We start from the raw sequence: 24,269 nt of genomic DNA, 5'->3' as shown, positions 1-24,269 counted from the left end.
AAGACGACCCATCGCTGCTCGCTTTCCTCCGCTCACTCTAAATAGTTATGTTGTGTACGCAGGGCTCGAACCCGCATGTTCAGCGGCAACGAGCCCGCTACGCAACATAACTGCGAACACAACATAAATGCGCCAGTTCGTGAACGAGCGTGGAAAACTCCTCGGCCTCGGATTGTCCGGGCAGGATGGCAATGCGTCCGCCGTAGCTGATGCCTAGCGCGGGGGCGATTTTCTCGGTAAACGCAAGCTCGATGCCCTGTTCCTCGATGAACGAAACAAGACGTTCGCGGTTGTCACCAACACTGCCGCTCATCTCACGCAAGGCGGGAAGCTCTGCACCTTCGGTCTGCTCCACGTCGAAGACGTAGGCATTGCGAAATCCGACTAGGACGCGCGTGTTCTGTTTGGTGATGTCCTTTTCGGCTTCCTCGTCCTTCTTGCGCTTGATGCCGACGATGGGAGCAAGAATGCGAATTCCCTTCTCGCCCTTCTTCACCTTCCGTCCAAGCTGGTTCCATGCGTACAAGCCAGCAACGCGGGTTGCGTTCGGGCGCTGCCGGGCAATCTCCAAGATGTTCCCGAAGCTGTAGTTATGGAATCGGCTCATCGCGTCGAGGTAGGCCGTGAGTGCGTCGCTGTGTCCTGCCTCTAACTGCTCGATAAGGCTCTTGACGTTGGCAGTGATGATTTCTTTGGCGGTTTGCCGTTGCTGCGGCTGCTTGGGGTTTTCGTTGATGGGGGTGACAGTGCTGGTGGTGTTCATGGGTGCTTCCTCCTTGGGTTCTGGCTCTTGCACTTCCGCGTTGAAACGCGGCATGTACATGCCGAACGCCACCTGGCGAAGGCGGGGGTAGCAAGCGTCAAGGGGAGCGGGTATCACCCACCCGCAGCAAGGCGAAGGGCGCGGTTGTATCGCGTGATTTTTGCGGAGCAAAAATTATGGGGAAACCCCTTGACGCGCGCGTGGGGCTGAGCCCCTAGCAAGGTTTGGTTTCCTTATTGGCGCGCAACGCGCGCACGATCTGTCAGGGTCGGCGTTGCGGGCAGGAACAGGCCCGCTGTGGAGGGTGGAGGAAGACGCGAAGCGGCTGCAGACAGGCGAGGAGTGAAACTCCTCCCTACGAGAAGAATTTTTCCGAAGTTGCTGCCGATGAACCCCCAACGGCTGCGGGCAGGAAGGATAGACTGAAGGAGTACGTCTTGGGAGTAAAGGTGGCCCTTTGGGCCTCGATGTGGATCTCGATTGGGGGAGTCGGAAACGCCAACCTGGTAGCAACAACAAACATGGAGGCCAAACCGATGAAGAACTCAGTCACTACTTGTGTCGAATCGAAACCTGCTGTCAACGCTTCAGCTCACAAACCCATGCGCGAGCGCAAACCTCGTCATAGTGACGTGAAGACATCCAGCGTTTTGGGAAAGATCAACACGAAGAAGAGCGTGCGGTGTGGAGCGGCGTTGCTGCGGGCCAGGCTTGGGAAGCTCCCCCAATCGAAAAGATCGCATCGGGCAACTTGATCGGTTCACCCTCAAGAGTCAACGCGGGAGGTTCAAATCCTCTCACCCGCACCTTTCTGTTGCATGTCGAATCGGGATGGGCAAACCGCTATAGGATTGCCCATCTTTCGCGCGTAAGTACGGACTGCGCGGCATGTAGATTCCTTGGACTGCATGAACAAGATTCGAAGATGCAGAGCGGCTGAAAATGAGGAAGTTGAAGGTTTGATATCTGCTCGTGGCGAGAGTGGCTACACTGGAAGGCGATGTTGAAACACTTTTCTTGGTATGTGTGCGACGCAATCACCCATCAACGAACTGGCGTCCCTGGACGCCGTGATCTCGGGATTCGACCGAGCTGATCTCCTGTCCGCAGTTGCGGGACTTCAACTTCTGCCGATCAATGCCGAACGAGTCGTGCGGCTCGAAGCTCTTGCGCATAGAATCGCGTGCCTGCAATCCACCCGTTCTCGCCGTGTGGCCCCTCATTCACTGCGCGGCTTATGCGACTCCCCGGCCCTGGCTGCGATTGCCGACGCAGAAGATCCCTTCGATAGCGTCTTTTGCGAGGAAGTGTCCTTTCATGGCGGCTCCTACCGGGTCCTTCCCGGTCTCAACGAGCACGCCACCTTTATCCTGAAGCGAATACTGGAACCCCTGTACTTCCATCGCGATGACTTTCCAGACCATGAGTACGTGCGCCTCGCGACCCGTCTCATTCACGGAACTCTCGCACTCAGTGAGCGGATTTGCGATGTTGCGGGAATCGTCCGCAACCCGCCCATCGAATCGAGATTTCAGGAGCCAATCGTCGTTCCCGATGGGACGACGCTGGCGCGGCTCAAGAATGCCGTTCGTTTCAGCCGCGCGGCATTTCATCTGTTTCTGGAGAGACTTCACCTTCCTCTCGACTCGCTTCAGCCAATCATTGCAACCGTCGCGGAACTCCAACTGGATACGCAGCTTCAAATCTCAGGTTTACTGAGCCGCAAACCGCTTGTAGCGGTAGGCTCTGACATCGTCGTTGCGTCGCCGACGGAGTTGCTACCTGCTCTGCGCAATGCACTGATCGGACTGGCTCAGGATCGCGGGGTTGCAGAAGAGCTTGCGAGCCGGTTCGGTAGCGCAACTTGGCAAGCGGTCGTCGAGCATTTGGGCTATGTGAAGTGCGATGCTATTCCAGCTCAAGTGCCCGTATGGGCCGACCGGCCGCGGTATGTTCACGATGGATTCTTCGATCTCGACACAGACAAAATCATCTACTGCCTCTCGGTAACGGATTCTCTCGAAGGATATGACCGTCTCCATCCGTTCTCTCTGTGGCATACGCCCGGCCTCGACGAAGCGCTCACTGCGCGTCTTGAAGCGGTTGCCGACTATATCTATACGCACCAACCGCAGATCAATGAAATCTTCCTTATTCTGCTGACGCAATCCGTGGGACGCTACGTCGGTATTGGAATTGGGGGACCTGATCTCACGAGCTTCTTACTGCCGGCTTCTGATCTCTGTACCCTCTGCCTTTTGGAAGGCGGAAAAGAACTGGTGTTCTGGAAATTTGCCATCGTTCGCGACGAGACGCGAAAGCAGGCATCGATTGCACCGAGCGGCGCAATCGACGAATACGAGTTCTACCGTAAAAATCGCTACACCTTTTATGCGAGCGACGACTACCGCCCCACCAAGATCTGGTTTGTGCCTGGAGGGGCTGGTGTCCTCCGACGCGACGTTTTTCGCGAACGGGATTGGCATGGAGTGCGTTCCTACGAGGCCAATCGCCTCGTCGAAGTGACGAGATTTACGTCTCCCGATGTGCCGGTCTATTCTCTGTCGGAGAACATCGGATCGGAGCTTGCGCTTCTGGTGGAGGGCCTGCCCTTGCCCGTTTGGATAACGGGGCCGGAGACGCCGATGCCGCGTGACCAGCGGCGCGTATACGGGGAGTTTGTCGATGCGATTGCGTATTGGCTATGGCAGTTTTCGCAAGCCATCGCTCCGGTCCTCCAAGACATGCAAGGTCGCTTTACCATTCTGCGCATCATCGTGGACTTGAACTGGACAGGAGATGACTTGGAGGAGGTTGCAATACAGACCGGCCCTGCACAGCCCCTTGTCACCGCAGAGGCCAATACCGAACGGGGCGCGATTACGGTTCGCTTTGAAAAAGGGATCGAAGACGCCTTGGCGACCGCAGACAACGCCGGCGAACGGTTGTTTCTTCGGGAGATTCTACTGGCGATCCGAAGCATGAGCAGGCACGACGTAGCGAGAGCGTTGCGGGATCATGAGCTGTCTCACACGATCGACGCTTTTGCCCCTTTGGGACTGAAAAAGAAGGTTTTCTTCCTGAGTGCCGGAAACATGCCGCAACTCGATGGACGTGGGCTCCCGCATGGTCGAACGGTACAGGAAGTCGATAAGAACCTACTTCTCGATCCCATTGGCGATCACTTTCGCCGTGACCAGCACTTCGTGACAGGCGCTATTGATCCCGACAGAGTGTCGGCGGTCATCAATGAGATTGTGGACTTCTGCTACCAGGAATTCATCTCTATGGTGGCCTCGCTCTCTCCGGATGGTTTGCTGGAAGAACTGGTGCTTCGTCATGAATCAAATGTGAGTGGCGCTTTCAAGGCGAAGCTCCTTGCAGCGACGCGTATCGCTTGCTTTGGTCAATCACCAGAATTTCTCAAGGACTTCTCTGAAGGGCTTTCGCAGCATTCCGAAGCCGCAGTGGCGGGCCGCTTCCTGATCGAATACGTTACCGCTACTCCACCGAAAGGCCTGCGCCCCATGAGCCTGAGCATGTACGACGCGCTGTTGGCTCGGGCAGCAATCATCACAACGTATGGAATGCTCAGCGACATCGTGCATTTCCAGATAGCGAGAGTAGATGTGGACATGCTGGGCGCGGGGCGACTTGGGTTTCGCCCAGACCAATACCGCGCCGCGATGCGTGACTACCGTTTGCGCTTTGCGGCGACACAAGCCTCTGAGTCGGCGGCGCGCTTTCGTAGGCAGTGGCAAGACGCCGCGCCGGTCGATAACGAATGGCGGACCGAAGTGGAGACGGCGACCGAAGCGGAATTCGGCTTCCCGCTGTCGAAGTTGGTGGAGTTGCTGTCCTTCGCCATCGAGCTTGGGCTGTACCACCCTCCCATCGTGCGGATGAGATACGAAGACGTTGTCGCGAACTTCGCGGCCCGCGAAGACTGGAATCAGCAGATGGTCGAAGACGCTATAGAGATGTTCCTCTATCGTCCGCGAGCAAACTTCCTCAAGCCAGGAAATGGCTATCGAGGCGAAGACGTTTATCCGTGGCGTTACGGGCGACGCCTGTCCTATCTACGTAGACCGTTCTTGGTGCAGGAGCAGGACGGAACCTGGATTGTGTGGGGCCATCGGCATGTCAAGGAGGCTCATCACTACTTGTTGCAGACTTGTTTCGGTGGGCGGATGCAGGCGAGCAGCAACGCGATGAAGGTGTTGGTAAGCCGCTATGCTAATCGGGAAGGGGAAGAATTCAACGACGAAGTGGCAGATCGTCTGGAAGTAAAGCCAAAACTGTGGGTACGACGCAGGCTGAAGAAGATCGGCAGAGGAACAACTGCGATTCTGCCTCCGGGCGATATCGACGTGTTGGTCATTGACGTGAGCCGGACGAGTATCTATACCCTAGAGTGCAAGAATTTGGCCTTTGCGCGTACGCCCTTTGAGTTGGCAGCGGAGCTACGCGCCCTGACGGAATCGACCGAACATAGCCGGTCCCTGATCGCCAAGCATCAACGGCGTGTCGTCTGGCTCAAAGAACACCTTGACAGAGTAATCGAGTGGGCAAATCTCGACCCATCGAAAACCTGGTCAGTGCATTCTGCGGTGGTTGTCGATGAGCACGCGATGAGTCCGAAACTGCAGGATGTCGGAGAGCCCGTGTTCTCGATCGAAGACCTGCGCGCAGATCAGGACGATTTCGGGCTCAGTGTTCTTTGTACTTCCACCTACGTCCCTTACTCAACCAACACGGCTGACCATGAGGACTAAAGCTCGTTTGTCTGACGGTTGAGTCTTTATACTTCACAACTCCTTCTTTTCCAGGGACGAAGTTTGGCTACATGATTCCGAGAATGGCCGCTGCGGCACCGAACAGCGCAGCTACGGCACTCCAGATGGCAGCCTTCTTGTTGAGCGTCGATGTTTCGATCAACGCATCTCGAACGGCATAGACATCGACTTGGACGTTCAGCGTATAGAGTTCGGGAACATCACTGATGGAGGCCCCGGGTACTTCGCACAATGTTGGTGTTGGGCGGCTCGATAGATACCAGTAGACGGCTGCGGCGAGAGCGCAGATTGCCGCTGCTGACGAGCAGACGATGTAAGCAATGCGAAAAGTGTTCACGACTATGTTCCTCCGATGTTCGGTCATTGGCACGGATAACTGGATGGTCCGCTAACTTGCATTGAATATGAACACCACTCCCATATCATTAGGTCTGGGAGGATGCCATGTACGCGTTACCACCATGTCAAGCAGTCGTCTACCGTCTCGAAGCCAAGCCTAATTCTGTGCCTGGTCCTGAAGAGTCCGCGATTGAACTACATTACGAGGAACCGCCCGACACCTCACTTCTGAATGATTTTCAAGGCACACAGGTCAGCTATGCCGTCACAGGGGCGCTAGTTACGGGACAGAGATATGCCCGAGGTGTCATAACGCCCGACCCCGAGTTGATAGCGGCGGCAAATCGAGTTCTTGCGCGTTGGTTCAGGAACTATCAGAGAAGTCGATCCTTTATGGGGAGAACATAGCAAATGCCCATCAAGGAGTTTCACGCCTCGACTGTCGAAGAGTTCTGGGAGCATCTCTCTCCACAGCGTTATCTCCTGAACCCACGTAACCGCCCAGTCTTCCGTGGGCAGGCTGACTCTCAATGGAAGTTGACTCCTTCCATTTTGCGAGGAAAGTGCCATCCCATCCACTCAGCGGTGATCTTCAGGGGGCAACCCGAAGTGTCCGACACTAGAATATTTGTTGAGATTGCCACGCTGAATACGTTCGCACACTACTGCGATCAAACTGGACTTAGGATACCTGGAGATTCCGCCGAATTTCGCGCCAACTTCCTTGATCCCCAGCGAGTGATGGATACGTTCATTTTTCACCGTAAACTCTGGCCGTCTCCGGAGTATTACGAGATCATGGCGGTCGCACAGCATCACGGCTTGCCGACGCGTTTGCTGGATTGGAGTCACAGGTCCTATGTAGCTGCGTATTTCGCCGCTGCTGACGCAATCATGAGCGATACTCACGCCGACCGACTTGCTGTTTGGGTATTGGATACGGAGGTGACGCTTCCGCGATTGGAACAGCTCGAATTTATCCGGGTGCCTGGCGCAAACAATGCGAACGTAGCTGCGCAGCGCGGACTATTTACGTTGTTGCGGCAAGAGTATCGCCGGGGGGCACCATTCAGCTCCCCAGAAAATCTTTGCGAGTACATTGACTCGTCCGGGAATGCTTGCCTTGGCAAGGTTACTCTGCCCATCAGTGAAGCGACGAAAGTGATCGACTTGTGCGAGCGTCATGGGATCAACGCGGCAACCCTGTTTCCAGACTTCTACGGAGCAGCGAAATCGACGCTCTTACAGCAAATCTGTTGGTCTCGTTCGCACTGGTCTGACGGCCAAGATATATGGGCAAGGACCTTGCCTCCGCCATAAGAAGCGTTTCCGGCCTTAAAGACAATCCGGACTTGCGAGGTAAACTAGTCGTTGTCGCGTGGCACGGCAACCGCTCAGTCGCTTACGCAGCTTCTCACGAAGCGCGGCGCTATGGGTACGGTCTGCGATGCCCGCGATTACAGCGGAAAGGCGCTGCCCCGAAACAATCTTCATCGCGGCTGATTTTGTTCGATACAAAAAAGCCTTAAAATTCATACGAAGCATTCTTAAACGCCACACGGATCTAATACAGCCTCGGCCCTGAACGCATTAAGTGTTTGCAGCGGTCTGATGTTCGGAATGAGTTAAGGACGCGCCGCATTCTTTTCTCTGAGCTTCTCCGCAGCAGCGATAAGCTTCTCAGCCTCGGCGACGGTATTTGCCTCTACCTCGATGTCGCCTACCTTGACACGAATCTTTCGTCCGAACCGTCCAGCGAACCAACCGGTGAGCACAGAACCAATGACTGGCAAGGCTTCTTTGAGATTTACTGCAAAGACACCCAAGTGCGGAGCAATGTCATTTCCGGCCGATTCAATAAGCAAAACGCGAGATGACGGACTGAGTCCGTGCGCTCTGAGATCGTCATCGAATGCGCGAAGGTCTTTTTGGTAATCTTCGTCGTCATGCGACAGATCCTCTGGCGATGCGATGAGTGTGAGTTCCAAATCCTTCTTACGCGATGTCTCGGTATTCATTTGCCTCCATGTCCGCTTACGAGTTCATTAGCTTATGCACTACGAGCAACAACTCGGTGGGCAACCATAATATCTGCGAGTTGAAGACCGCGGCTCTGAAGGCTGGCGCGTAGCTCTTCACGAATTTGGGCAGTTTGAGCGATGTCCGAGAGCGTCAGAATCAAACTGAAGTTGACCCCTTCCGGCGGAAAGATGACCAGGGCACGCTCCAAGCTTTCGAGGGAAATTCTCCAGTTCGAAGTGTTCCCGCGACCCTTCTTCATCGCGACGTGATAGCGCTTCACGGGAGACCACTTCAATCCCGTCTTAATGAGGAAGCTCTCCGTTTTTCCTGTCCCCTGCGCCACATCCGCACCGTCGTGCTCTAGTCGAGACTCCCAGGCTGTCTCCCCTGTTGCTACATTCATTTTTTCTTGATGGAGATGAGCCTCCAACTGGACCCGGACAGCCTCTTCACGATGGTCCGGATCAATGGGGGGGGTGTATGCCAGTGTCACGTCGGCACGCCCCCTGCAAGTTCCGTCCGGAGCAACCAATGACTTGGGCCAAGTGAACGCAAACTCAAGCCGCTGTTTACGAAGAAGCTTCGCGCTAAAGACGAGCGTTACGGAGTGAGGCGCATCACTCAAGATCGCCTCGGCCGTAGGAGCCAAGCCGAACCCAACAAAGTCGCGCGCGAAAGGTCGAAGGGCGGGCTTCTCTAACGCGAAAGGCCGCTGTGCTCGGTGTATGGGTAACGCCAGCAGGGTTTCCCGGGGTGCTTGGCTTGCGAGAAGGTGATCTAGCGTCGCCAATGTGGCGGCGGTCAGCGGGCTGGCATAGCTAGTTCCACAGCCATCAGTGGTTTCTCCAGTTGGCGTGACCGATTGAAGGCCACTACTAAGGTTGCTAGTGTACCCAGCACCACCGCATTGAACTAGATCGGGCTTTGGAGATCCTCCGACGCCAGGTCCGCGACGCGTATAAGTAGTTGGCATGAAGGCAATGTGACCAGGAACTCCCGACGGATTAACGGCTCCTACGGTTACGCCTAGCAACTGGTCTGAAGGCGCTGAAATCTGCTGATCGAAGCTACTTACCGATGCGAGCATTGCCACCGCGTCCTGCGTTTTCTCGGGCCACGGAGGACGAGAGACAGTGCTGCTCAAATTGCCAGACGCTACGACAAAAATAACGTCGTGAGCTCGTGCGATTCGATCAAGGCGGTCAGCAGTTATTGAGTAAGCAAGTCGTGAGGTCCGATTTCCAATTGCAAAGCTCAGATTGAAGATCCTTACATTGAAGTCCCTCTTGGCAACCTGAATCTTCTCATCCAGAGTGTCGAAGAGATCTTCGAGGTCGGGGTAATAGCTTGTTCGCAGCTCGCGGCGGGGAAAAAGGTCAAGGTCGTATACCTTGCAACCTAGAGGCTCGACGGAATCGATCAACCCTGGGTTTAATGAAGCGCCAGCACAGATCAATCCCGCAATAAAGGTGCCGTGGGACTCGTCGCGATCGAGAACGGGGACGAGTCCAGCATCACCCACTATCCAGGCTCCCATGCTTTTTGCCGAAGAAACGCCTCCATCAATCACTCCGACTACCGGATAAGGTGAGCTAGCCGTGGGAGGAGAAAACGATGCTGCCCGCGTCGGCGGCTTGCTTGTCGTCGGCGCAGTCTCAAGCGTCGGTGGCAATTGGATAGAACGGACGAGCGATTGACTCGCTAGAACATTCAGCAATTCAGTGTGTCGCGAAAGCGACATATCTGCGTGGCTCTTTCGAATACTATCTGTCAACGAAGACTCAGACATCTCAGAAGCGCGGCCATCCGCTAAAAACGGCAACTCGATTTGTCTTTGATCTTCACTCAAAAGTTGGACGGACAGAGCTAGCGTGGGCATGCCGTATTGAACCGTTCGCGCGGACGGAAGGAATGGCCGGATTAGCAGTCCCCCGGTGAGTTTTTCGAGACTCTCTCGGAAACGTTTTATGAGAGCGTCGGTGCTTTGGCCTCCCACCTTACGATTTGGGCGAAACAGCTCGACGATGTAACCGCCGATAATGTTCGGTTGATTGAACCAGGCCACGGCTTCTGCCGCGGAAAATTTAATCTTGTCACTGGCACCGTAAAGTTGAATATCGTCAATGCCGCCTACCTCACTGCGGTAGCGTGACGCTCGCGGTTCCAATGCGTCATCCTTACTCTTGTTAGGCTTTAGAAGAGGCGTTTCTTCGGCCTTGGTTGCGATGATCGACGCCAGCCGATCAAGCGCGCTGGGAGTCGCTTGAAAAAGCATCTCGCCAACACCGTCAACACCAACGAGAGAGAAGTTGTTTGCTTCAGTGAACAGACTCCCGAGAGGCCGATGGCTCTTGGCCAACGCAACCTCTCTCTGCTGAACCCTTACGAAGCCGGCTGGCTCTCCGGAACGCCTTATGCCATCCGCAACACTGGTCGCTCGCGCCTGGATACGAGTCTTGTGCGTCGCAAACCCCTTATCGTTTCCAGCGAAGAAGTCTTTCGATCCACCTCCGAACGGCTGAGGCTCTTCCATTTCGATGAAGCGCTGCGTGTCTAAGAATACTTGGATAGGGCGAACATCACGGGGTGTCTTAGCCATGAACCATCTCCTCTGTCCGGGGCTCGGAGGCCTCGCCACGTTTCTTCCGTCTCGATACCGCGCTTTGTGACAAACCGAATAACCGACCGATATCTGTCTGATTAAATCCGGCCTCGTCGAGTGCCTTAGCTAAGCGATCTTTGGGGCCCATTAGGAGATCGGCGCGATCGGCGTGGAAGATCCTGACATTCAGGACCGCTTGACGCCGCAAAGCCTCCAAGATCAAACCTCCGTCTACCCGCTGAAACGGGCGGGTCTCGTTAGTGGAGGCTTCCGCCGTTTGTTCAACTCGTAGAACAAGGAATCGCTTCCCTGCCTCAACTAGCATCTCGATATCTGCACCGCTCATTGACTCAGTTGCCCACACTAAGAGCTGAAGATCAGCGGCGGCAACAGGAAGCGGTTTGAGGAAATTCGTTAGCAGAATGGCACGAGCATCTTGATCGGGCACGGGTATCGCGATGCGAGAGTCGAATCTCCTCCAAACGGCGGCATCAAGTAAGTGCTCATGGTTTGTCGCTGCTAGTGTGACGCCGACTCCATTTCGGGCATCGAGTGACTGCAACAGGGCGTTTACGACACGTTTGATCTCTCCAATCTCCTGAGCATCATCTCTCGCCTTTGCCAACGCATCAAATTCATCCAGGAAGAGGACGCAGCGATAACGATTGGCAAAGTCGAACAGTGCCCCGATGTTCCTTGCTGTTGTTCCTAGGAACGAAGACATGAGACCGTCCAATCTTGCTTCCACACAAGGCAGACCCATTTGTGCTGCTAGATAACGGGCGAGTTTAGTCTTTCCTACACCTGGTTGCCCATACAAAAGGCAACGCATATGGGGTTTTGCTCCAACCTTTGCAAGATCTTCTGTTCGTTTCCATTCAGCCAAGAGGTCGCCAATCGCCATGGCAAGCGATTCGTTCAGAATTGGAGCTGCCTCAGAAGCTGCAGTTGGGAAAATCACTCTCGCCAGCGGTGTTCCAGTTTCTCTGTCGGTCGGATAGGGGGTCGAGGGTAGAAGGACCTCGCCAGATAGCTGCCGGCGAACTGCATCCGCCGTCAAGCGCATCTCGTTCATAGCTAGGGGGGCCATCGTATGCTTCCGCCCCGCCCGATTCAAAAGACGATTCAATTTCGCAGACTGATCGGCGTCGGAGGCCTTCAGTAAATCCCGCAGTCGTTCGATCTGCTGTACCGACCGTGAGCCTTCGGCGTCCAAAGCTATCCGTGCTAAGACGAGAATGACATCGAAGTGTTCCATGATGCGTTTATAGCAAGATTTATGCGTTTACGCAAGTCTTGTATGATTTATAAGGCCGCAATATGCATTATAAGCGCCCATTTACCACATTTGACTGCTTTTTATGCCGAACGCCATTCTGGCGAAGTGCGGGGGTGGCAAGGCGCATTGGGAAGGGGGGTATCTCGCACCCGTAGGGCGAGAGAATCGAGTGAATTTCGTAGAATTATGCGGGACACCCCTTGCGCCGCGCGTGGGGCAGAGCTCTTAGCGTATTGTTCTTGGCGGTGGGGCGTTGAGGGGAACAGTGAACCTCCCTGCTTAGGTGGGTGGCGGGGGACCGAAGGCGGAGACAGGGAGGAAACTTCCTGCCCACTCAAACTACTTCCGTTTTGCCTTTGCTAATGGCTCTGACTTGTATGGAAATCGGTAACAAAGATGCGAGGCTCGAACTACAGACTGATGCCCTGATCGTCGTTTTTGTCGGCCCTATTGGGTGAAACGATTGCATTATCCGCAACTGAATGAGACGGCTCGTGTGCTGCGTGTTCGAGGGCATTTTGTCGACTAATCGGCTGGGCCTGCCGGTCGTAGAAATTGCCTTGAGGGTCTATGTGCAGCCACCCTCCTGTTTGATCGTGCTTGTAGCTCTCGATGTCACCTGTCTCGCGTTTCCACTCGTACCCTTCCGTTTCCTTGGGTAGAGCCGCCTCGATGGGGGCATAGTGCCGTGTGTCGACCTCGGCTTCATGGCGAATGATTTCGGGCAGCGGAACCATCGTCTCGGTTGGGGGTTCACGGCGTAGGTCATCCTGCGGGTGCTCTCTGGTGTTGGGCATAGAAGGCTCCTTGGTCTGCTGGTTGGCGGTCGGCGCTTTTTGAAGGTCTATTGCCGAGGTCTTGGTCACGTCGGTACTGAGACGTTCACCAAGGTTCCCCGCGTCGTTGGTGTAAATCCGTGCATCCTGTGACGCGCGGGAGACGGAGACATACGCAAAGCGGGTGTTGATGAGTTCCGGGTGAACGGTGGTGTCCATGTTCACCAATACGCGATCTGTGGTAAGTCCCTGTGAGCTGTGCGAGGTTACGGTGTAGCCGTGGTCGAAGTGCCGCATCTTGGCGGAATCGAAGCTGACGGTGCGCTCTTTATCGCCGTCTATTTTCAAGTCAATCTGCTTGCCATCGATCCGAGTAATCGTTCCAAGGTCACGATTGGAAACGCCCAACTCCCTATTCGTGGACGTGAATTGGATACGGTCACCCTGGGCGAAGTCGCGGCTGATCTCGCGGTAGGCCGTAATCCCACTCAATCGTTTTGGGTCGTAGGTGACTTGCTTTCCGTCATCCTTGGCGACGGTGATTCGATTGGCTGCGGCGTCAATGGAAGCCACCTTCGCATAAGTGCGTGGCTCAATCCCGTGCTCTTTGCTCCCGCGCGAATAGAACAGAATGTCGCCTTGCTGGTAGTTCGCTGCCCACTCTCTATCGACGCTCGTCAGTTCCGACCGCTGCGTGAGAACGGTCATCGGGTGGTTCTCTTTCGACAAAGCACCGCTGTTCTGCAACTCCGCGCGGACGGCATCGTTGATGTCGCGGCGGCTGGCATTGTCGGGCGAGACGATGAGCGTATTCTCAGGCCGCGCAACGTAGTCTGTCGCGATAGCCTCGATCCGTTGCTGACGGTCGGGGATCTCACTGATGCGCCCCTGCTGCTGGAGAAGTTGAACTCCTGTCGCCGTCTCGTTGCGCGAAAGATGCTCAACGGCGCGGAGGAGTTCCGGGTCTTTCTGACGAACGATCTGGTCAAGCTGGGAGGTACGCATCCCAGCTTCCTGCATCTGCTCGAAGGGCTTTCCGGCGTCTACGCCCTGGTGCTGCCGCGTATCGCCGATCAGCAGTATCCGATCTTGCGGGCCGATCTTTTCGAGGAAGGATTGCATCTGGCGGGTACTGGCGAGACTGGACTCGTCAAGCATGTAGAGGTGCCGCGCGTTCGGGTCTCCCGAGCTGCGTTCGACGCCTCCACGGGCAAGGAAACCTTGCAGAGTGTCGGCGGGAATCCCTGCATCACGGAGTTGGCCGGCGGCGCGGCTGGTCGGCGCAAAGCCTTCTACGGCGTAGCCGTTTTGCTCCGCGCCCTCACGAATACTGGATAGAGCCGAGGTCTTGCCTGAACCGGCTAAGCCCTGTAGCCCATGTATTCGGTCCTGCGAGGTAAGCACCTCCTCGATGGCTCTTTGCTGCGCTGGATTCAGGAATTGGCCGGAGCGGGCGTGGGCGGCGGCGTCATCCTGACGCATGATCGGTTCGGCGGCCTGTCGTCCCTGTTGCATCTGCTTGATGGTCGAAAGCTCCTCGGCAATCGCCTCACGGGTGGTGAACTGGCGGCCCGTTTCATGCTTCTGGCCGGGTGTGATCTGGAACTCACCGGAGGTCACTCGCTGCTCGAAGTGGCCGCGCACCTGGCTGTGCGTCAGGTCGCCCATGCCACGCCGGAGCGCATCGCGCATGATGTCTCGTTCATCGGTCACGGCCTCGCGCTCGAAGTTGCGGCTCTTTGCGAAAGTAACGGCTTCCTGAACCCGTACCGCCGCTGGAAGCGGTTTCCGTTCTATGCTGTTTGCTCGATCTCTTGCCTCCTGGACGACTCGATCTGCCTGATTGCCGAACTCTGCGGCGACCTGCCTGTGGGCCGCCAGCACCTCGGACGGAGTATGAATTTCTTTTTTGTCGCGGGTGGTGTGGGCGGCGATCTGCGCCGCCTCTGGCCCCGCAAAGCCGCTCTTTTCGAGGTACTCCCGAATCTGCTGGCTCCGGGGGCTGGAAGCGTCAAGGTACTCCTGCGTGTAGCCCTTGATCTCGGGTGCGCCACTTCGCCCCGGCGCAATCTCGTAGCCCAACTGGGTGAGCCGGTACATCAACTCGGACTGGTAGACGGCAGTCGCAAACTGCTGGCTGTCGAAGTAACTTTGGGGCTGGACGGCGCGAATGGAGCCGTCAGCGCGTTCGGTCATATTAAAGATGACGGCGTGGGTATGGAGCTGCGGCGCGGCATAGCCGTCGACCGGACGGGCGGTGTCATGCTCGAACTTGGCGGCAACAAATTTCCCGGTCGTCTCGGCGGCGTGGTTACCGCCGATTCGAGCCTGGGTGTACCGCTCCAATTCGGTGAGAGCGGTTGTGACGGCTTCCCGGTGCGCCTCGCGCACCCGGTCATCTCCACCAACAAGGGCGGTCAGCGACACAGATTTTGGCGCTGAGAACGTAGCATCCCAACCGGCCCGATGCTCGACGGGTTTCACTGTGGTTCCGTCGGCGGTCGTATACTCATGGCCGTTACGGTGCCGAACCAACTGCTCGCCGGTGAGGGGATTCTGCCCCTCACTGAGACGGGCAAAGTGCTGCGCGTCGATCCCCCCGGCAAGGCCGTACTGCTCGGCCATCCGTCCTTGCCACTCTCCAAGGATGGTATCGCCCTGCTTCCAATAGTTCTGCTCGGCAGACGTGAACTCCTTGGCGTGATACGTCTGCGCCTGGCTGGAACTGAGCGGTTTGGAGATAGTCAGCATTGGCAGTCTCAGACGCGAATCGTTTCATCGACGGCTATCGGCACATCCTCTTCTTGGTCGTCGTCCGGGCTGTCGGCATTGGCTCCGCTGGAGGCAATCTCTTCTGCGGTTGGCTCGTCATCCTCCGCGTCGTCTTCTTCCTCCGTCGCGGCGGTCGAGGGGGTTGGAGCCGGGGCTGGGGCAGGTGTCGCGGCCTCCAAGTCGATTCTCGGCGTGGCGGGTGCCGACGCCTTCGGTACGAGCGTCTTCGGATCGAAGGGGAGCTCGTCATCCTCTACCTTGCGCGGCACAAATCCGGGTGTGGTCTGTGCCACGTCCATGTACTCGAAGTGGAAGCGGGCGACGTTGTTGCCCAATTTCAGGAAGGCATGGCGGTTCTCCAAGCCGGAGATTTCTGAGTCCATGACCAAGGGTTCAACCTGACGGTCTATGGTGAAGTTCTTGCCAGAACGGGAGCCATCGAAGTGCGTCTCCTTCATGCGCTCGATCTCTATCTTGCCGATGGCGTTCGACACCCATTCGGCTGCTTTCGGCTCCGTCGTTTTCAGGAATATCTTGGTTGCGGGTTGCGAGAGCATGACCTCGGCAAGATGTCCGTAGATGACTTCCAACTGAGCCTTGCCCTGGAATCCAAGAACGAGCGGGTTCTTTGATTTCCGGTTCTCGGTGATGGCCGTATGGAGTTGCGGGAGACGCTGGAGGCTGGCGAGTTCGTCCAGAACGAACCAAACGGGAGTTTGGTTCTCCTGCGGTGCGGTCAACAGACGCATGACGAGCAGGTCGATCCAAAGGCTGTGCAAAGGCCTCAACGCTTCGCGTTCGGTGGCACTCGACGTGATGAAGATCCAACCCTTCCGCTCCACCGCCCATTCGGTCGCGCTCCACGTCTTGTTTTTAGCTTGCTCTTTGGTCGGGAGCATCCGAAGACTGTCTGCAACCAAACCGAGTGAGGCCAGAACGCCGTTCCTCTGCTGCTGAGCGCCCTTGGCGATCATGGCCTCCATCTCTGTCCCGCGCACTCGCCGGTCGATCTCGGCGGGATTGGAGAGCCACTCCACAAGCTGCTGCGGGTTCGGTCCGTAGGTCAGCAGATGAGCGAAGATTTTCTGGGGCGTCTCGGTGAAAAACTCACCCTTCTTGTCACTGGTCGGCTGGTAGAGAGAGGCCGCGATAGCCTTCGCCTCGGCCTTGCGGCGCAGCTCCTCGGACGGTCCCCAATAGGGGCACCGTTCGTCCAAAGGATTGAGCACCAGGTCGCCCCGTTTCTGGTCGTAGAACCTCTGAATGAACTCGCAAGCCGGGTCGTACACGATGGCAGAATGACCCCGGCTCTGTATCTGCCGGAGCACCTGCATAATCAAAGTCGTTTTGCCGGCCCCCGTATCGCCCATGAGTTCGATGTGCTGCGCCTCGGCGTGCAACGGGATACGCATCATCTCTTTGGCTTCGGTCGTCACGAAGCCGATTCCATCGCCGTTCACTGTCTTATTGAACTCTTTAGGCGTGAGCAGGACGGGGCCTTTGAGCCGCCGTCCGTACTTCAATTCCTTGCGGCGGCGGATGTCTTTGCGGATGGCGAACGGGAGCTGCGCGAGCAGGGACAGCAAGCCGAAAAGGAGCGGCGGAGCGTAGATGCTGCGGAGCTGATCGCCGCCAAAGACCGCAGTGCGGAGGTAGGCATGGAGCGGCGCATCGAAGAACGTCTGCTCCGGGCCGCGATAGAGAACGCGAAGTCCCTGGGTGGTAGCTTGGGCCGATACAGCGAGCGGAATATGCTTGCCGTTCGGAGCGGCGGTCACCCCTTCCTGCACGTCAGACTCGGTTGCGAGGCGGGCCAACTTCGCTCCATCTCCGACGTAGAGGAGCTGATACTTGCCCTTCCGGTTGAGGGCTCCTCCTGCCGCACTCTTTGCGTAGATCGGCGTGTAGAACTGCTGCAATGGAGTCTGTCCGTATCTGAAGCGGAGGTAGACGAAGATGCTCGTCAGTATCAGTGCGAAGAAGATCGCTCCGTAGCTGTACACGGGCGAATGCGGTGGGAAGATGATGGTCTCTTTGCGGCCCCATTGTGTGGTGTTCATCATGCACGCTCCAGGTCTTGCATCGCGTCTTCCGCGACGCTGCGTTTGCGTTTCTTGACCTCGGCAACCATGTTGTCGAAGGCTTCGGGTGTGAGCTTTTGTCCCGTGGCGAGCGGGCGAAAGAGATTGGTGAGCATGAGGCGGATGCCCATGATTTCCGTTAGCTCCGTGCTGGCCGCGACCGTACCGGCATCACGGGCAAGCTCGTCAAGGATGAGCTTGCGGATAAGCTCGCCAGGTCTTACTCCCCGGCGCTTTGCCAATGCGCTGAGATCACGAAGTTCTTGCTGATTGAGTTTGGTTCCGGCGCTCTTCAGGCGAAAGCGAGTTCGCTCCTCCGCTTTCGTTGCTATTTCGTTGTCTTCGAGAATCGCCATTGGATGTCTCCTCTCGCGTTGCTCCAAGTTGCTCTGGGTTATCGCAGGGCAACTTAGTTCCGGGAAATCGTTGATCCTGAACGTTCGCGTGTAGGTTGCTGTGCGGCACCCTACACGACCCTCGGAGGGGTGGAGTGTCAATATGCTTCCGGTGCGTAGCACCGTTTCCACCCCGCCGAGAAGTTTGAGGACAACCACTACTTGTCTTTCGGAGTTGCCACAGGGGTTGAGGCAGGAGTTGTAGGTGGAGTCGAGCGCCGTCCGCGCTTGGCTCTCTCTGCCGCTTCCATTGGTCTGCGAAGACGGAGTGGATGTTCGGGCTTCTTTCCATCCGCTGTCTGAGCAAAGGTAAGGAAGTCCTTGTCTTTGGAGAACACATACTCCAGGGCCTTCGAGACGACCTCGTCCGAAGGTGCGTTGATGAAGAGTGCGTACTGGTCTGTCCGATGAGCAATCGACTCGTCGAGAGCGATAGTAGCGGTGACTTTGTTGACGGTTTGGATCTCAAGTAATGCCATGCTGTTTCTCCTTTAGTGATGAATGGGTGCGGCGGAACTTACAGGTCTATCGAACTGCGCCCACTCAGCCGGTAATGCAAGCTGGGCACAATCGGCGATGTCGGCACGACTGAACTTCGTGGCGGACTCGAATACCTTGGCCGTCCGGTCGTAGCCAAGCACTTCGACAACCTCGCTAACCTTGCGGCCATTGGCGTACCGCTGTACCTGCACGACGTATTGCACAGAGTCCGCGATCTCGGCGGCGATGTCGTCGCGGTTGGCTTGCTGATGCGAACGCATTGCAAGCTCACCGAAGCGACGCAGTGCCTTGACTGCGGAGCTGGCGTGAATCGTTGCCATCGAACCGGCATGGCCGGTGTTGAATGAGTCGAGTAGAGTCCGGGCTTCATCTCCCCTCACTTCTCCGAGAATGATCCGGTCGGGACGCCAGCGAAGCGCGGCCTTCAATAGGTCGTTGAAACTCACCTGGCCGGTATGTCCGTCCGTCTGGCACTCTGCGGGTAGCAGGTTCGGCTTAGCGATACGAAGCTCGGAAGTGTCCTCAATGACGACGATTCGTTCGGATTCCGGGATGAAATCGGTTAAAGCATTAAGCAATGTGGTCTTGCCACTACCAGTTCCACCGCTGATGAGAACGGTCTTGCCGGAGGCGATCAGACCGCTCAGAAATTCCCCCAGCGACTCATCCAAGGCACCCTCCTGGATGAGCAGCGGAAGCGTGTAGCGGGTTCTGGCGAACTTCCGAATCGTGACAGACGGATAAGGACGGACGACCGGAGGAATGACGGCGGCAAGACGGCTTCCGTCCGGGAGTTGAGCATTGAGGAGCGGCTTTTCCGCTCCGAGTTTGCGACCGAGTTTGTTGGCAATCACGTCAAGGCTGGTGAGGAGCTGTCGCGTCTCGAACTTGACCTCGGATGCGGCGTAGAGCTTTCCACGACGCTCATACCACCACAAACCATCGGGATTGCCCATGATCTCGCTCACGCTGTCGTCCAAGAGCAGGGACTCGATGGGGCGAAGGAACGGAAGTATCAACTCGAAGCTCATAGCATCCTCAGAGAAGTAGGCAGCCCCAGAGATACCGGGCTGCCCGCTTGGGTTAGGGAAAGCGGCCTATGCGGCCGCGTCCACGGTTGCGAGTTCCTCGTGCTCTTCGTACTCTGCTTCTTCGGCGGCAGCCTGCTCGGCACGATCGAGCTTGAGGATGGACTTCACCTTGATCTCCCAGATGCGCTGCTTGGTGTCCGTCTTCTTGCTGTCGTACTCCCGGCTCCGCAACTCACCTTCCACCTGGATATGTGCGCCCTTGGTGAGGGTCTTGGCGAACTCCGAGAGCTTGCCGAAGACGATGCAACGGTGCCATTCGGTGTGCGAGATGTATTTGCCATCCTTCTTGTAGGAGGACTTGGTTGCCAGCGAGAGGGTTGTGAAGCTGCGGTCGTTGTTTGCGCGAACTTCTGCGTCGTTGCCGAGGAAGCCGATGAGGGTTACTTTGTTCTGGTACATGGTCGTGTCTCCGTTTGTTGAATTTCCCGAACTTGCTCGGGTCACTATTAAGCGAAGTGGGCCCGGCTCCCAAGTGCCGAAGCTCTGCATTTACGGAGGGTCCCGAAGGGAAACCGTAACCCGCAGGGCGGCGTAGCCGAAGCAGAAGAGCGAGCTGCCGCAGGGCGCCGGATAGGCCCCGAAGCAGTGACCGTGCAAAAGGCGGGATACAAAACGGCAGACACATGCTGGAACTGAGTTCTCATCTGTATTTCGGCTGCGGAAGTTTGTCCCAACGGCAGCGTCATTCGAGCGACCAAGAACTCTCAGGAAAGATGACCTTTCGCCACCGTCGTGGCATGGCTTCTGAACTCGGTTCGCCCTGAATACCTTGCATAGGCACAGGTCGGGTGATGCAGCCGGATTGGCAGCAAGTTTGGACATCGGGAAGCCTCGTGGGATGGGTGAGTCTGTTCTCTAGCTAAACGCCTGGTCAACGCGGAAACGGATGATGGTCAAGCCGAGAGGATCAACCATGGTCTTCTCATTCGATACCTGCGGGTTGAAGACATAGGTGACGGTGGCTGTCCACTTCTCCCGCTTCAAGACGCTCTGGTCGCCGGAGTTGGTGAACACCTTGTCGAACTCGATCCGAGCTGAGTAGGGCGACTGGCGTAAGTCATCAAGGATGACGTTCTTTACCTCGATGTCCACATACGGCAGAGTCGAGTCCTTGACGTAGGTGGAGATGAGGTTGCTCTTCTGCTCCTGCTCGATGACGGCGCGCTGAACGTCACCGTTCAGGAAATAGAGTGCCTGGGTCTGATCGCGTTCAAGGGTATAGCGATTGCGTCCGAAATACAGGTTCGCCCAGCGGGTGAGGTAATACTTGTTCTCCGCCTCCTGTGGTCGATAGTCGAAATTCCTATAGTCGATCGCTTCGGCGTGCCCGACATCGCTGATGCGGATGATGAACGGCTTGGCTGATGCGAGTGCCTTTTGGCTCTTGAAGACGAGCAAGCCGAGCATGACGCAGAGCGCAGCAAGGCAAAGCATGGCGAGCTTGAGATAGGTGTTGGTCACCAGAGGATCGCCATACTGCTCCAGGTAACGCTCTGCCGCACGGCTGATCTCTGGAGTGACTTCGGATTTCATGGGTTCCGTCATGGTGATGCTCCTTATCCGAGTGCCATAATCGCGGTTGTAATCATGCCCATGCCGCCGTCGTGTCCGCTGCTCGAACCGGAGAAGATGGAAGCCGTAAGAGCCGGAATCTTGAGCAGGACGAAGACGTTGACGAGGATGAGTAACATGAGCAGTGGGAAGTTCTTGACCATCGTGGTCGGGTCGGTGGCATTGATGAAGTTGGTGTAGTACGCGGTAAGGATGTGACTGAGAACACTCAGGCAGGCCGCAGCGACCACCTTATAGAAGCTGAAACTAATGAATGCTTTGAGCCAACCCCAGAAAAGGAAGTCGAGTTTATCGAAGACGAGAAACGGGATGAACACCGGGCCGAGGAGTCCGACGACCGTGCTCGCGATAGCGCCGTAGCCGACGATGGCGGCAATGAGTGCCGATAGGAGTCCAAGCAATACCTGCGTGATGGCGAAGATGAGCACAAGATACGGTTGCTCGAAGCTCGCCACCATGCCGGGACCAGCGTTCTGTTGCGCCAGCGAGAGAGTGTTCATCATCTGGTCGGTACTATCCGTCCCGATGAGTTGCACGAGGTTCTGAGCACCGCCGTTGATGAAGCCCCTGATCGAAGATCCCAGTCCTGGAATTGATGAGTCGTAATACTTCACCATGACGTAGGCGAAGGTGATGAGCATGAAGAAGCTCAAGAAGCGCGACATGCTGAACCCCGGTCCGCCCTGCGAGGATGCAAGGGCCTCCTGCACTCCGAACCAGACAAGCATGATCGTGGCGAGGGCGATGCACATACGCAGGCCCATTGCGGTAACGGAGGGTGCGGCTGTCGCCGAGAGCGAGTCGCACCCTTGAGTGATGAAGTTCAGTAGTCCCATACTGCAACCCCCGCGTAGTGGATGATGAGGTTAGTAACGCATTGCGGACGATGCGCCGGAGTAAGCCGGAGCGACGGATGTCTGGAAGTTGTTTTGGTAGCTGGTGGCGTTCTGGAAGCTCGCCTTGAGAGCGTCCTGCTGTTGTTTGGCAGCCATCATCTGCTGCAACGATTGCGTGGTGTTGATGGAGTTGGTCTCCTGCTGTGTGCGAAGCATGAGCAAGAGTGCCTGGTTGATCCGCTGGAGGGTTGCCAGTTCGGTTTGCTGCGTGGGGTCAGCTGAGTGGCTGGCCGCCTCCAGTGTGGAGATGTCGGTCGCACGCTGTTGAGCGTTCGACCGGATCGTACCGAGGGTTTGCAGCGTACTTGCATTCACAGAGTCGTTCAGGTCGCTTGTTGCACCCTGGGCGGCGATCTGCTGCTGCGATTGAGCGGTCAGGCTTCCGTATCCGGGGAGTTGTGACCCGGTACGGGGGACATAGGCTTGTGTCGCCAACGACGCCCCGCTGCCGGTGTTGGCGGCGTTCGTCCATGACGAGGTGTTGTTGTAGGTGTTGGCGGAGGTATTGATCGCCGCTTCCCATGTGTACGGCGAGATAAACGGCTGGTAGAGCGTCTGCGGTGCCGTCATCATCTGGCGGGTAAAGTTGTAGGCCTTGATCGCGGTCTGCATCTCTTGCAAGGTATTCGCGCTGATACCCGTTTCCTGCACGAGCTGCTGAACGGCATGGCCCGATTGGGTCGGGTCGAAGACGATCCCCGAGCCGAACTGCGCGTGCGCGGTCGGAGCGAGGGAGGTTGCTGCGAGTGCTGCAAGCAAGACAAGTCGTTTCATGGCCGGTCTCCTTATCTCTGGGGTGATTACTCCTTCGGTTGTGGTTTGGCCGGTGGTTTCTGAGTCGCCTTGTTGGGGTCGTAGCTTAGGGCCGAACCGGCCCCGGTGTATGCAGGGGCAATGTTCTTCTGGAAGTTCCGTTCGTACTCCGCCTGATCCTTTTCGATCTGGCGGCAAGCCTTGGCTGTATTCCCACGGTCAAAGCATTCGGTGAGGGCTTTGCAGGTCGTAGCCGAATCTCCGCGTAGGCACTTCTTGTCGGCACAGCCTGCGAGCGTGAGCAAAGCGAGCGCGAGTGAGGCGTAACGAGCTTTTCGCATGGATTCTCCTAAAACGTCTGGGGTATGTTGTGGTTGGTATAGGCCGGAAGGAGCATGTCTTGGGTGAAGTAGATCTTGACCCGATGCCCCTCTCGGATGGTGATGGTCGGCGGAATCTGCATAAACCGATCAAGGATGGTCGTTGAGGTCTGCGAGACGCTACCCGCCGCACCGTTGGTGAATGCCTGGGAACCGGAGGTGGTGATTGTTCCACCGCCCGATTCGATCTGCCCAGCGCCGGCAATCACGCCAAGCGCGATGGATGTGCCGAAGATTTGCAGGTAGTGGTTGTTTACCTTGTCCTTCAGTCCCTCCTCGCCGATCTGATCGAGACCGTGAAACTGGTCGAGGTCCACGGAGTAGCCGTCAGGCATGATGAGCCGGTGGAACACGACCGCCATCCGCCGCTGCTGGCCGAAGCCCGCCGTGCCGATCTTCTTGGCCTCGCCCAGCACGACCGTCCCGTCAGGGATGAGGACGTGCTGGTGGTCGTGCGAATAGAAGGGATTGGAGACGAGTACCTTGACCGGGCCGACGGCATCACCATCAAGCCGATTCATCAACACCGTATCGAGCACCGCCCCCTCGAAAATGACGTAAGGCTGCCCAACCGCTGAATTCAGATTCACTTCAGGAGCTTTCTTGGGAGCCTCTGGAGCGGGTTGCTCTCCAGCCGCACGGCTCGGGACGAAACTCGAGCCTTCGCCGCCCGCGAGCGCGGCGGCATAAGGGTTCGCAGCGGAGACGGGCATCATCTGAGGCGAGGTCTGCGGCTGGGCCTGTCGTTGCTCCTCCTCCTTGCTGCGGCTGTACGCAAGATTCGAGGCGAAGCGAGAATCGAAGCTCAGTTCCCGCTCCTTGTTGGCGAGCTGCTGTTGTTGCTGCTGCTCGGGAGTGAGCTGAGGTTGGGCGTTCTGCGACTGGCCCTGCATGGGTGGCATATTGGGTTGGCCGTTCGGGCCATACATCGCCGCCACCTGTTGTTGTGCCGGTGTCTGACTCGCCGCCATCGCCGCCGCAAGCTGAGCGTCCTGCTGCTGCTTCTGCTTTTCAACCGCAAGTTGGTTCTGCAGATCGGCGATGTTGTTGGCGGTGTTGTCCTGCACGAACGGTTGGGGAGGCGTTCCCTTGGCCGGGGTGCCGTTCGCCGTCTTCCTCTTGGAGCTGAAGAGGCTCGCCACGATGAGGAGAAGAATGGCACCGAGATAGACGAACATCTTGATGTTCTTCCGGATAACACCCTTTGGTTCGGGCGCATTCTGTGAGAGCTGTGGCGTCTGATCCGTCATG

Annotated in this window: 17 protein-coding genes and 2 pseudogenes; 3 read left to right on the top strand and 16 right to left on the bottom strand. The window is 56.9% G+C overall.

All coding sequences use genetic code 11. The annotated features are described in order from the left end of the window. Positions 1-127: 127 nt before the first annotated feature. A pseudogene (locus tag GRAN_RS21585) lies at positions 128-763 on the bottom strand (ArdC family protein); the annotation flags it as partial. Between the two features lie 1,022 nt (positions 764-1,785). Between GRAN_RS21585 and GRAN_RS21580 the strand changes: the two are divergent. Continuing rightward, the gene (locus GRAN_RS21580; protein WP_128915064.1) at positions 1,786-5,538 is read left to right on the top strand and encodes a hypothetical protein; all 3,753 of its coding nucleotides are present in this window, start codon (positions 1,786-1,788) and stop codon (positions 5,536-5,538) included. 67 nt (positions 5,539-5,605) lie between these two features. Here GRAN_RS21580 and GRAN_RS21575 read toward each other — a convergent pair whose 3' ends face one another. Next, entirely contained in the window at positions 5,606-5,896 is a 291-nt protein-coding gene (locus tag GRAN_RS21575; protein WP_128915063.1) for a hypothetical protein, read from the bottom strand. 413 nt (positions 5,897-6,309) lie between these two features. On the opposite strand from GRAN_RS21575, the gene GRAN_RS21570 reads away from it, so the two are divergent. Both GRAN_RS21570 and GRAN_RS26850 read left to right on the top strand, forming a co-directional pair. Next, on the top strand, positions 6,310-7,218 hold the full coding sequence (locus GRAN_RS21570; protein ID WP_128915062.1) for an FRG domain-containing protein: 909 nt from the start codon (positions 6,310-6,312) through the stop codon (positions 7,216-7,218). After that, positions 7,191-7,483 (top strand): annotated as a pseudogene (locus GRAN_RS26850) (Y-family DNA polymerase). The gene GRAN_RS21570 and the pseudogene GRAN_RS26850 overlap by 28 nt, the downstream one beginning before the upstream one ends. Positions 7,484-7,523: 40 nt before the next feature. Here GRAN_RS26850 and GRAN_RS21560 read toward each other — a convergent pair. The 14 genes from GRAN_RS21560 to GRAN_RS21495 all read right to left on the bottom strand — a co-directional run bounded on the left by GRAN_RS21560 (position 7,524) and on the right by GRAN_RS21495 (position 24,268). After that, positions 7,524-7,916 carry an eL43 family ribosomal protein gene (locus GRAN_RS21560; protein ID WP_128915061.1) on the bottom strand — a complete coding sequence of 131 codons (393 nt, stop codon included), beginning with the start codon at positions 7,914-7,916 and terminating at the stop codon, positions 7,524-7,526. A 32-nt stretch (positions 7,917-7,948) separates the two neighbouring features. Further along, positions 7,949-10,519 carry a S8 family peptidase gene (locus tag GRAN_RS21555; protein ID WP_128915060.1) on the bottom strand — a complete coding sequence of 857 codons (2,571 nt, stop codon included), beginning with the start codon at positions 10,517-10,519 and terminating at the stop codon, positions 7,949-7,951. Beyond that, positions 10,512-11,780: an AAA family ATPase gene (locus GRAN_RS21550; protein ID WP_128915059.1), complete on the bottom strand. Its 1,269-nt coding sequence runs from the start codon at positions 11,778-11,780 to the stop codon at positions 10,512-10,514. Before GRAN_RS21550 ends, GRAN_RS21555 begins: the two co-directional genes overlap by 8 nt. Before the next feature lie 431 nt (positions 11,781-12,211). Then, positions 12,212-15,328: a MobF family relaxase gene (gene mobF, locus GRAN_RS21545; protein WP_128915058.1), complete on the bottom strand. Its 3,117-nt coding sequence runs from the start codon at positions 15,326-15,328 to the stop codon at positions 12,212-12,214. 8 nt (positions 15,329-15,336) lie between these two features. Then, complete coding sequence (locus tag GRAN_RS21540) at positions 15,337-17,412, bottom strand: type IV secretion system DNA-binding domain-containing protein (protein ID WP_241655058.1); 2,076 nt, start codon at positions 17,410-17,412, stop codon at positions 15,337-15,339. Further along, positions 17,409-17,786 (bottom strand): hypothetical protein, encoded by a 378-nt coding sequence (locus tag GRAN_RS21535; protein ID WP_128915057.1) that lies wholly within the window; start codon positions 17,784-17,786, stop codon positions 17,409-17,411. Before GRAN_RS21535 ends, GRAN_RS21540 begins: the two co-directional genes overlap by 4 nt. A gap of 197 nt (positions 17,787-17,983) precedes the next feature. After that, entirely contained in the window at positions 17,984-18,304 is a 321-nt protein-coding gene (locus GRAN_RS21530) for a hypothetical protein (protein WP_128915056.1), read from the bottom strand. Between the two features lie 12 nt (positions 18,305-18,316). Beyond that, complete coding sequence (locus GRAN_RS21525; protein ID WP_128915055.1) at positions 18,317-19,357, bottom strand: TadA family conjugal transfer-associated ATPase; 1,041 nt, start codon at positions 19,355-19,357, stop codon at positions 18,317-18,319. Positions 19,358-19,423: 66 nt separating this feature from the next. After that, on the bottom strand, positions 19,424-19,816 hold the full coding sequence (locus tag GRAN_RS21520) for a single-stranded DNA-binding protein (RefSeq protein WP_128915054.1): 393 nt from the start codon (positions 19,814-19,816) through the stop codon (positions 19,424-19,426). 456 nt (positions 19,817-20,272) lie between these two features. After that, positions 20,273-20,962, bottom strand: a complete 690-nt coding sequence (locus GRAN_RS21515; RefSeq protein ID WP_128915053.1) for a VirB8/TrbF family protein — start codon at positions 20,960-20,962, stop codon at positions 20,273-20,275. Positions 20,963-20,973: 11 nt separating this feature from the next. Next, positions 20,974-21,825 carry a type IV secretion system protein gene (locus GRAN_RS21510; RefSeq protein ID WP_128915052.1) on the bottom strand — a complete coding sequence of 284 codons (852 nt, stop codon included), beginning with the start codon at positions 21,823-21,825 and terminating at the stop codon, positions 20,974-20,976. 30 nt (positions 21,826-21,855) lie between these two features. Next, positions 21,856-22,659, bottom strand: a complete 804-nt coding sequence (locus GRAN_RS21505; protein ID WP_128915051.1) for a hypothetical protein — start codon at positions 22,657-22,659, stop codon at positions 21,856-21,858. A gap of 26 nt (positions 22,660-22,685) precedes the next feature. After that, positions 22,686-22,979, bottom strand: a complete 294-nt coding sequence (locus GRAN_RS21500; RefSeq protein ID WP_128915050.1) for a hypothetical protein — start codon at positions 22,977-22,979, stop codon at positions 22,686-22,688. Positions 22,980-22,987: 8 nt separating this feature from the next. Beyond that, the gene (locus GRAN_RS21495) at positions 22,988-24,268 is read right to left on the bottom strand and encodes a TraB/TrbI/VirB10 family type IV secretion system protein (protein ID WP_128915049.1); all 1,281 of its coding nucleotides are present in this window, start codon (positions 24,266-24,268) and stop codon (positions 22,988-22,990) included. Position 24,269: the final 1 nt, after the last annotated feature.

The organism is Granulicella sibirica, from assembly GCF_004115155.1.
Taxonomy (GTDB): domain Bacteria; phylum Acidobacteriota; class Terriglobia; order Terriglobales; family Acidobacteriaceae; genus Edaphobacter; species Edaphobacter sibiricus.
Note: the sequence above shows the minus strand (reverse complement) of the source record. Positions and strands in the feature narration are given on the sequence as shown.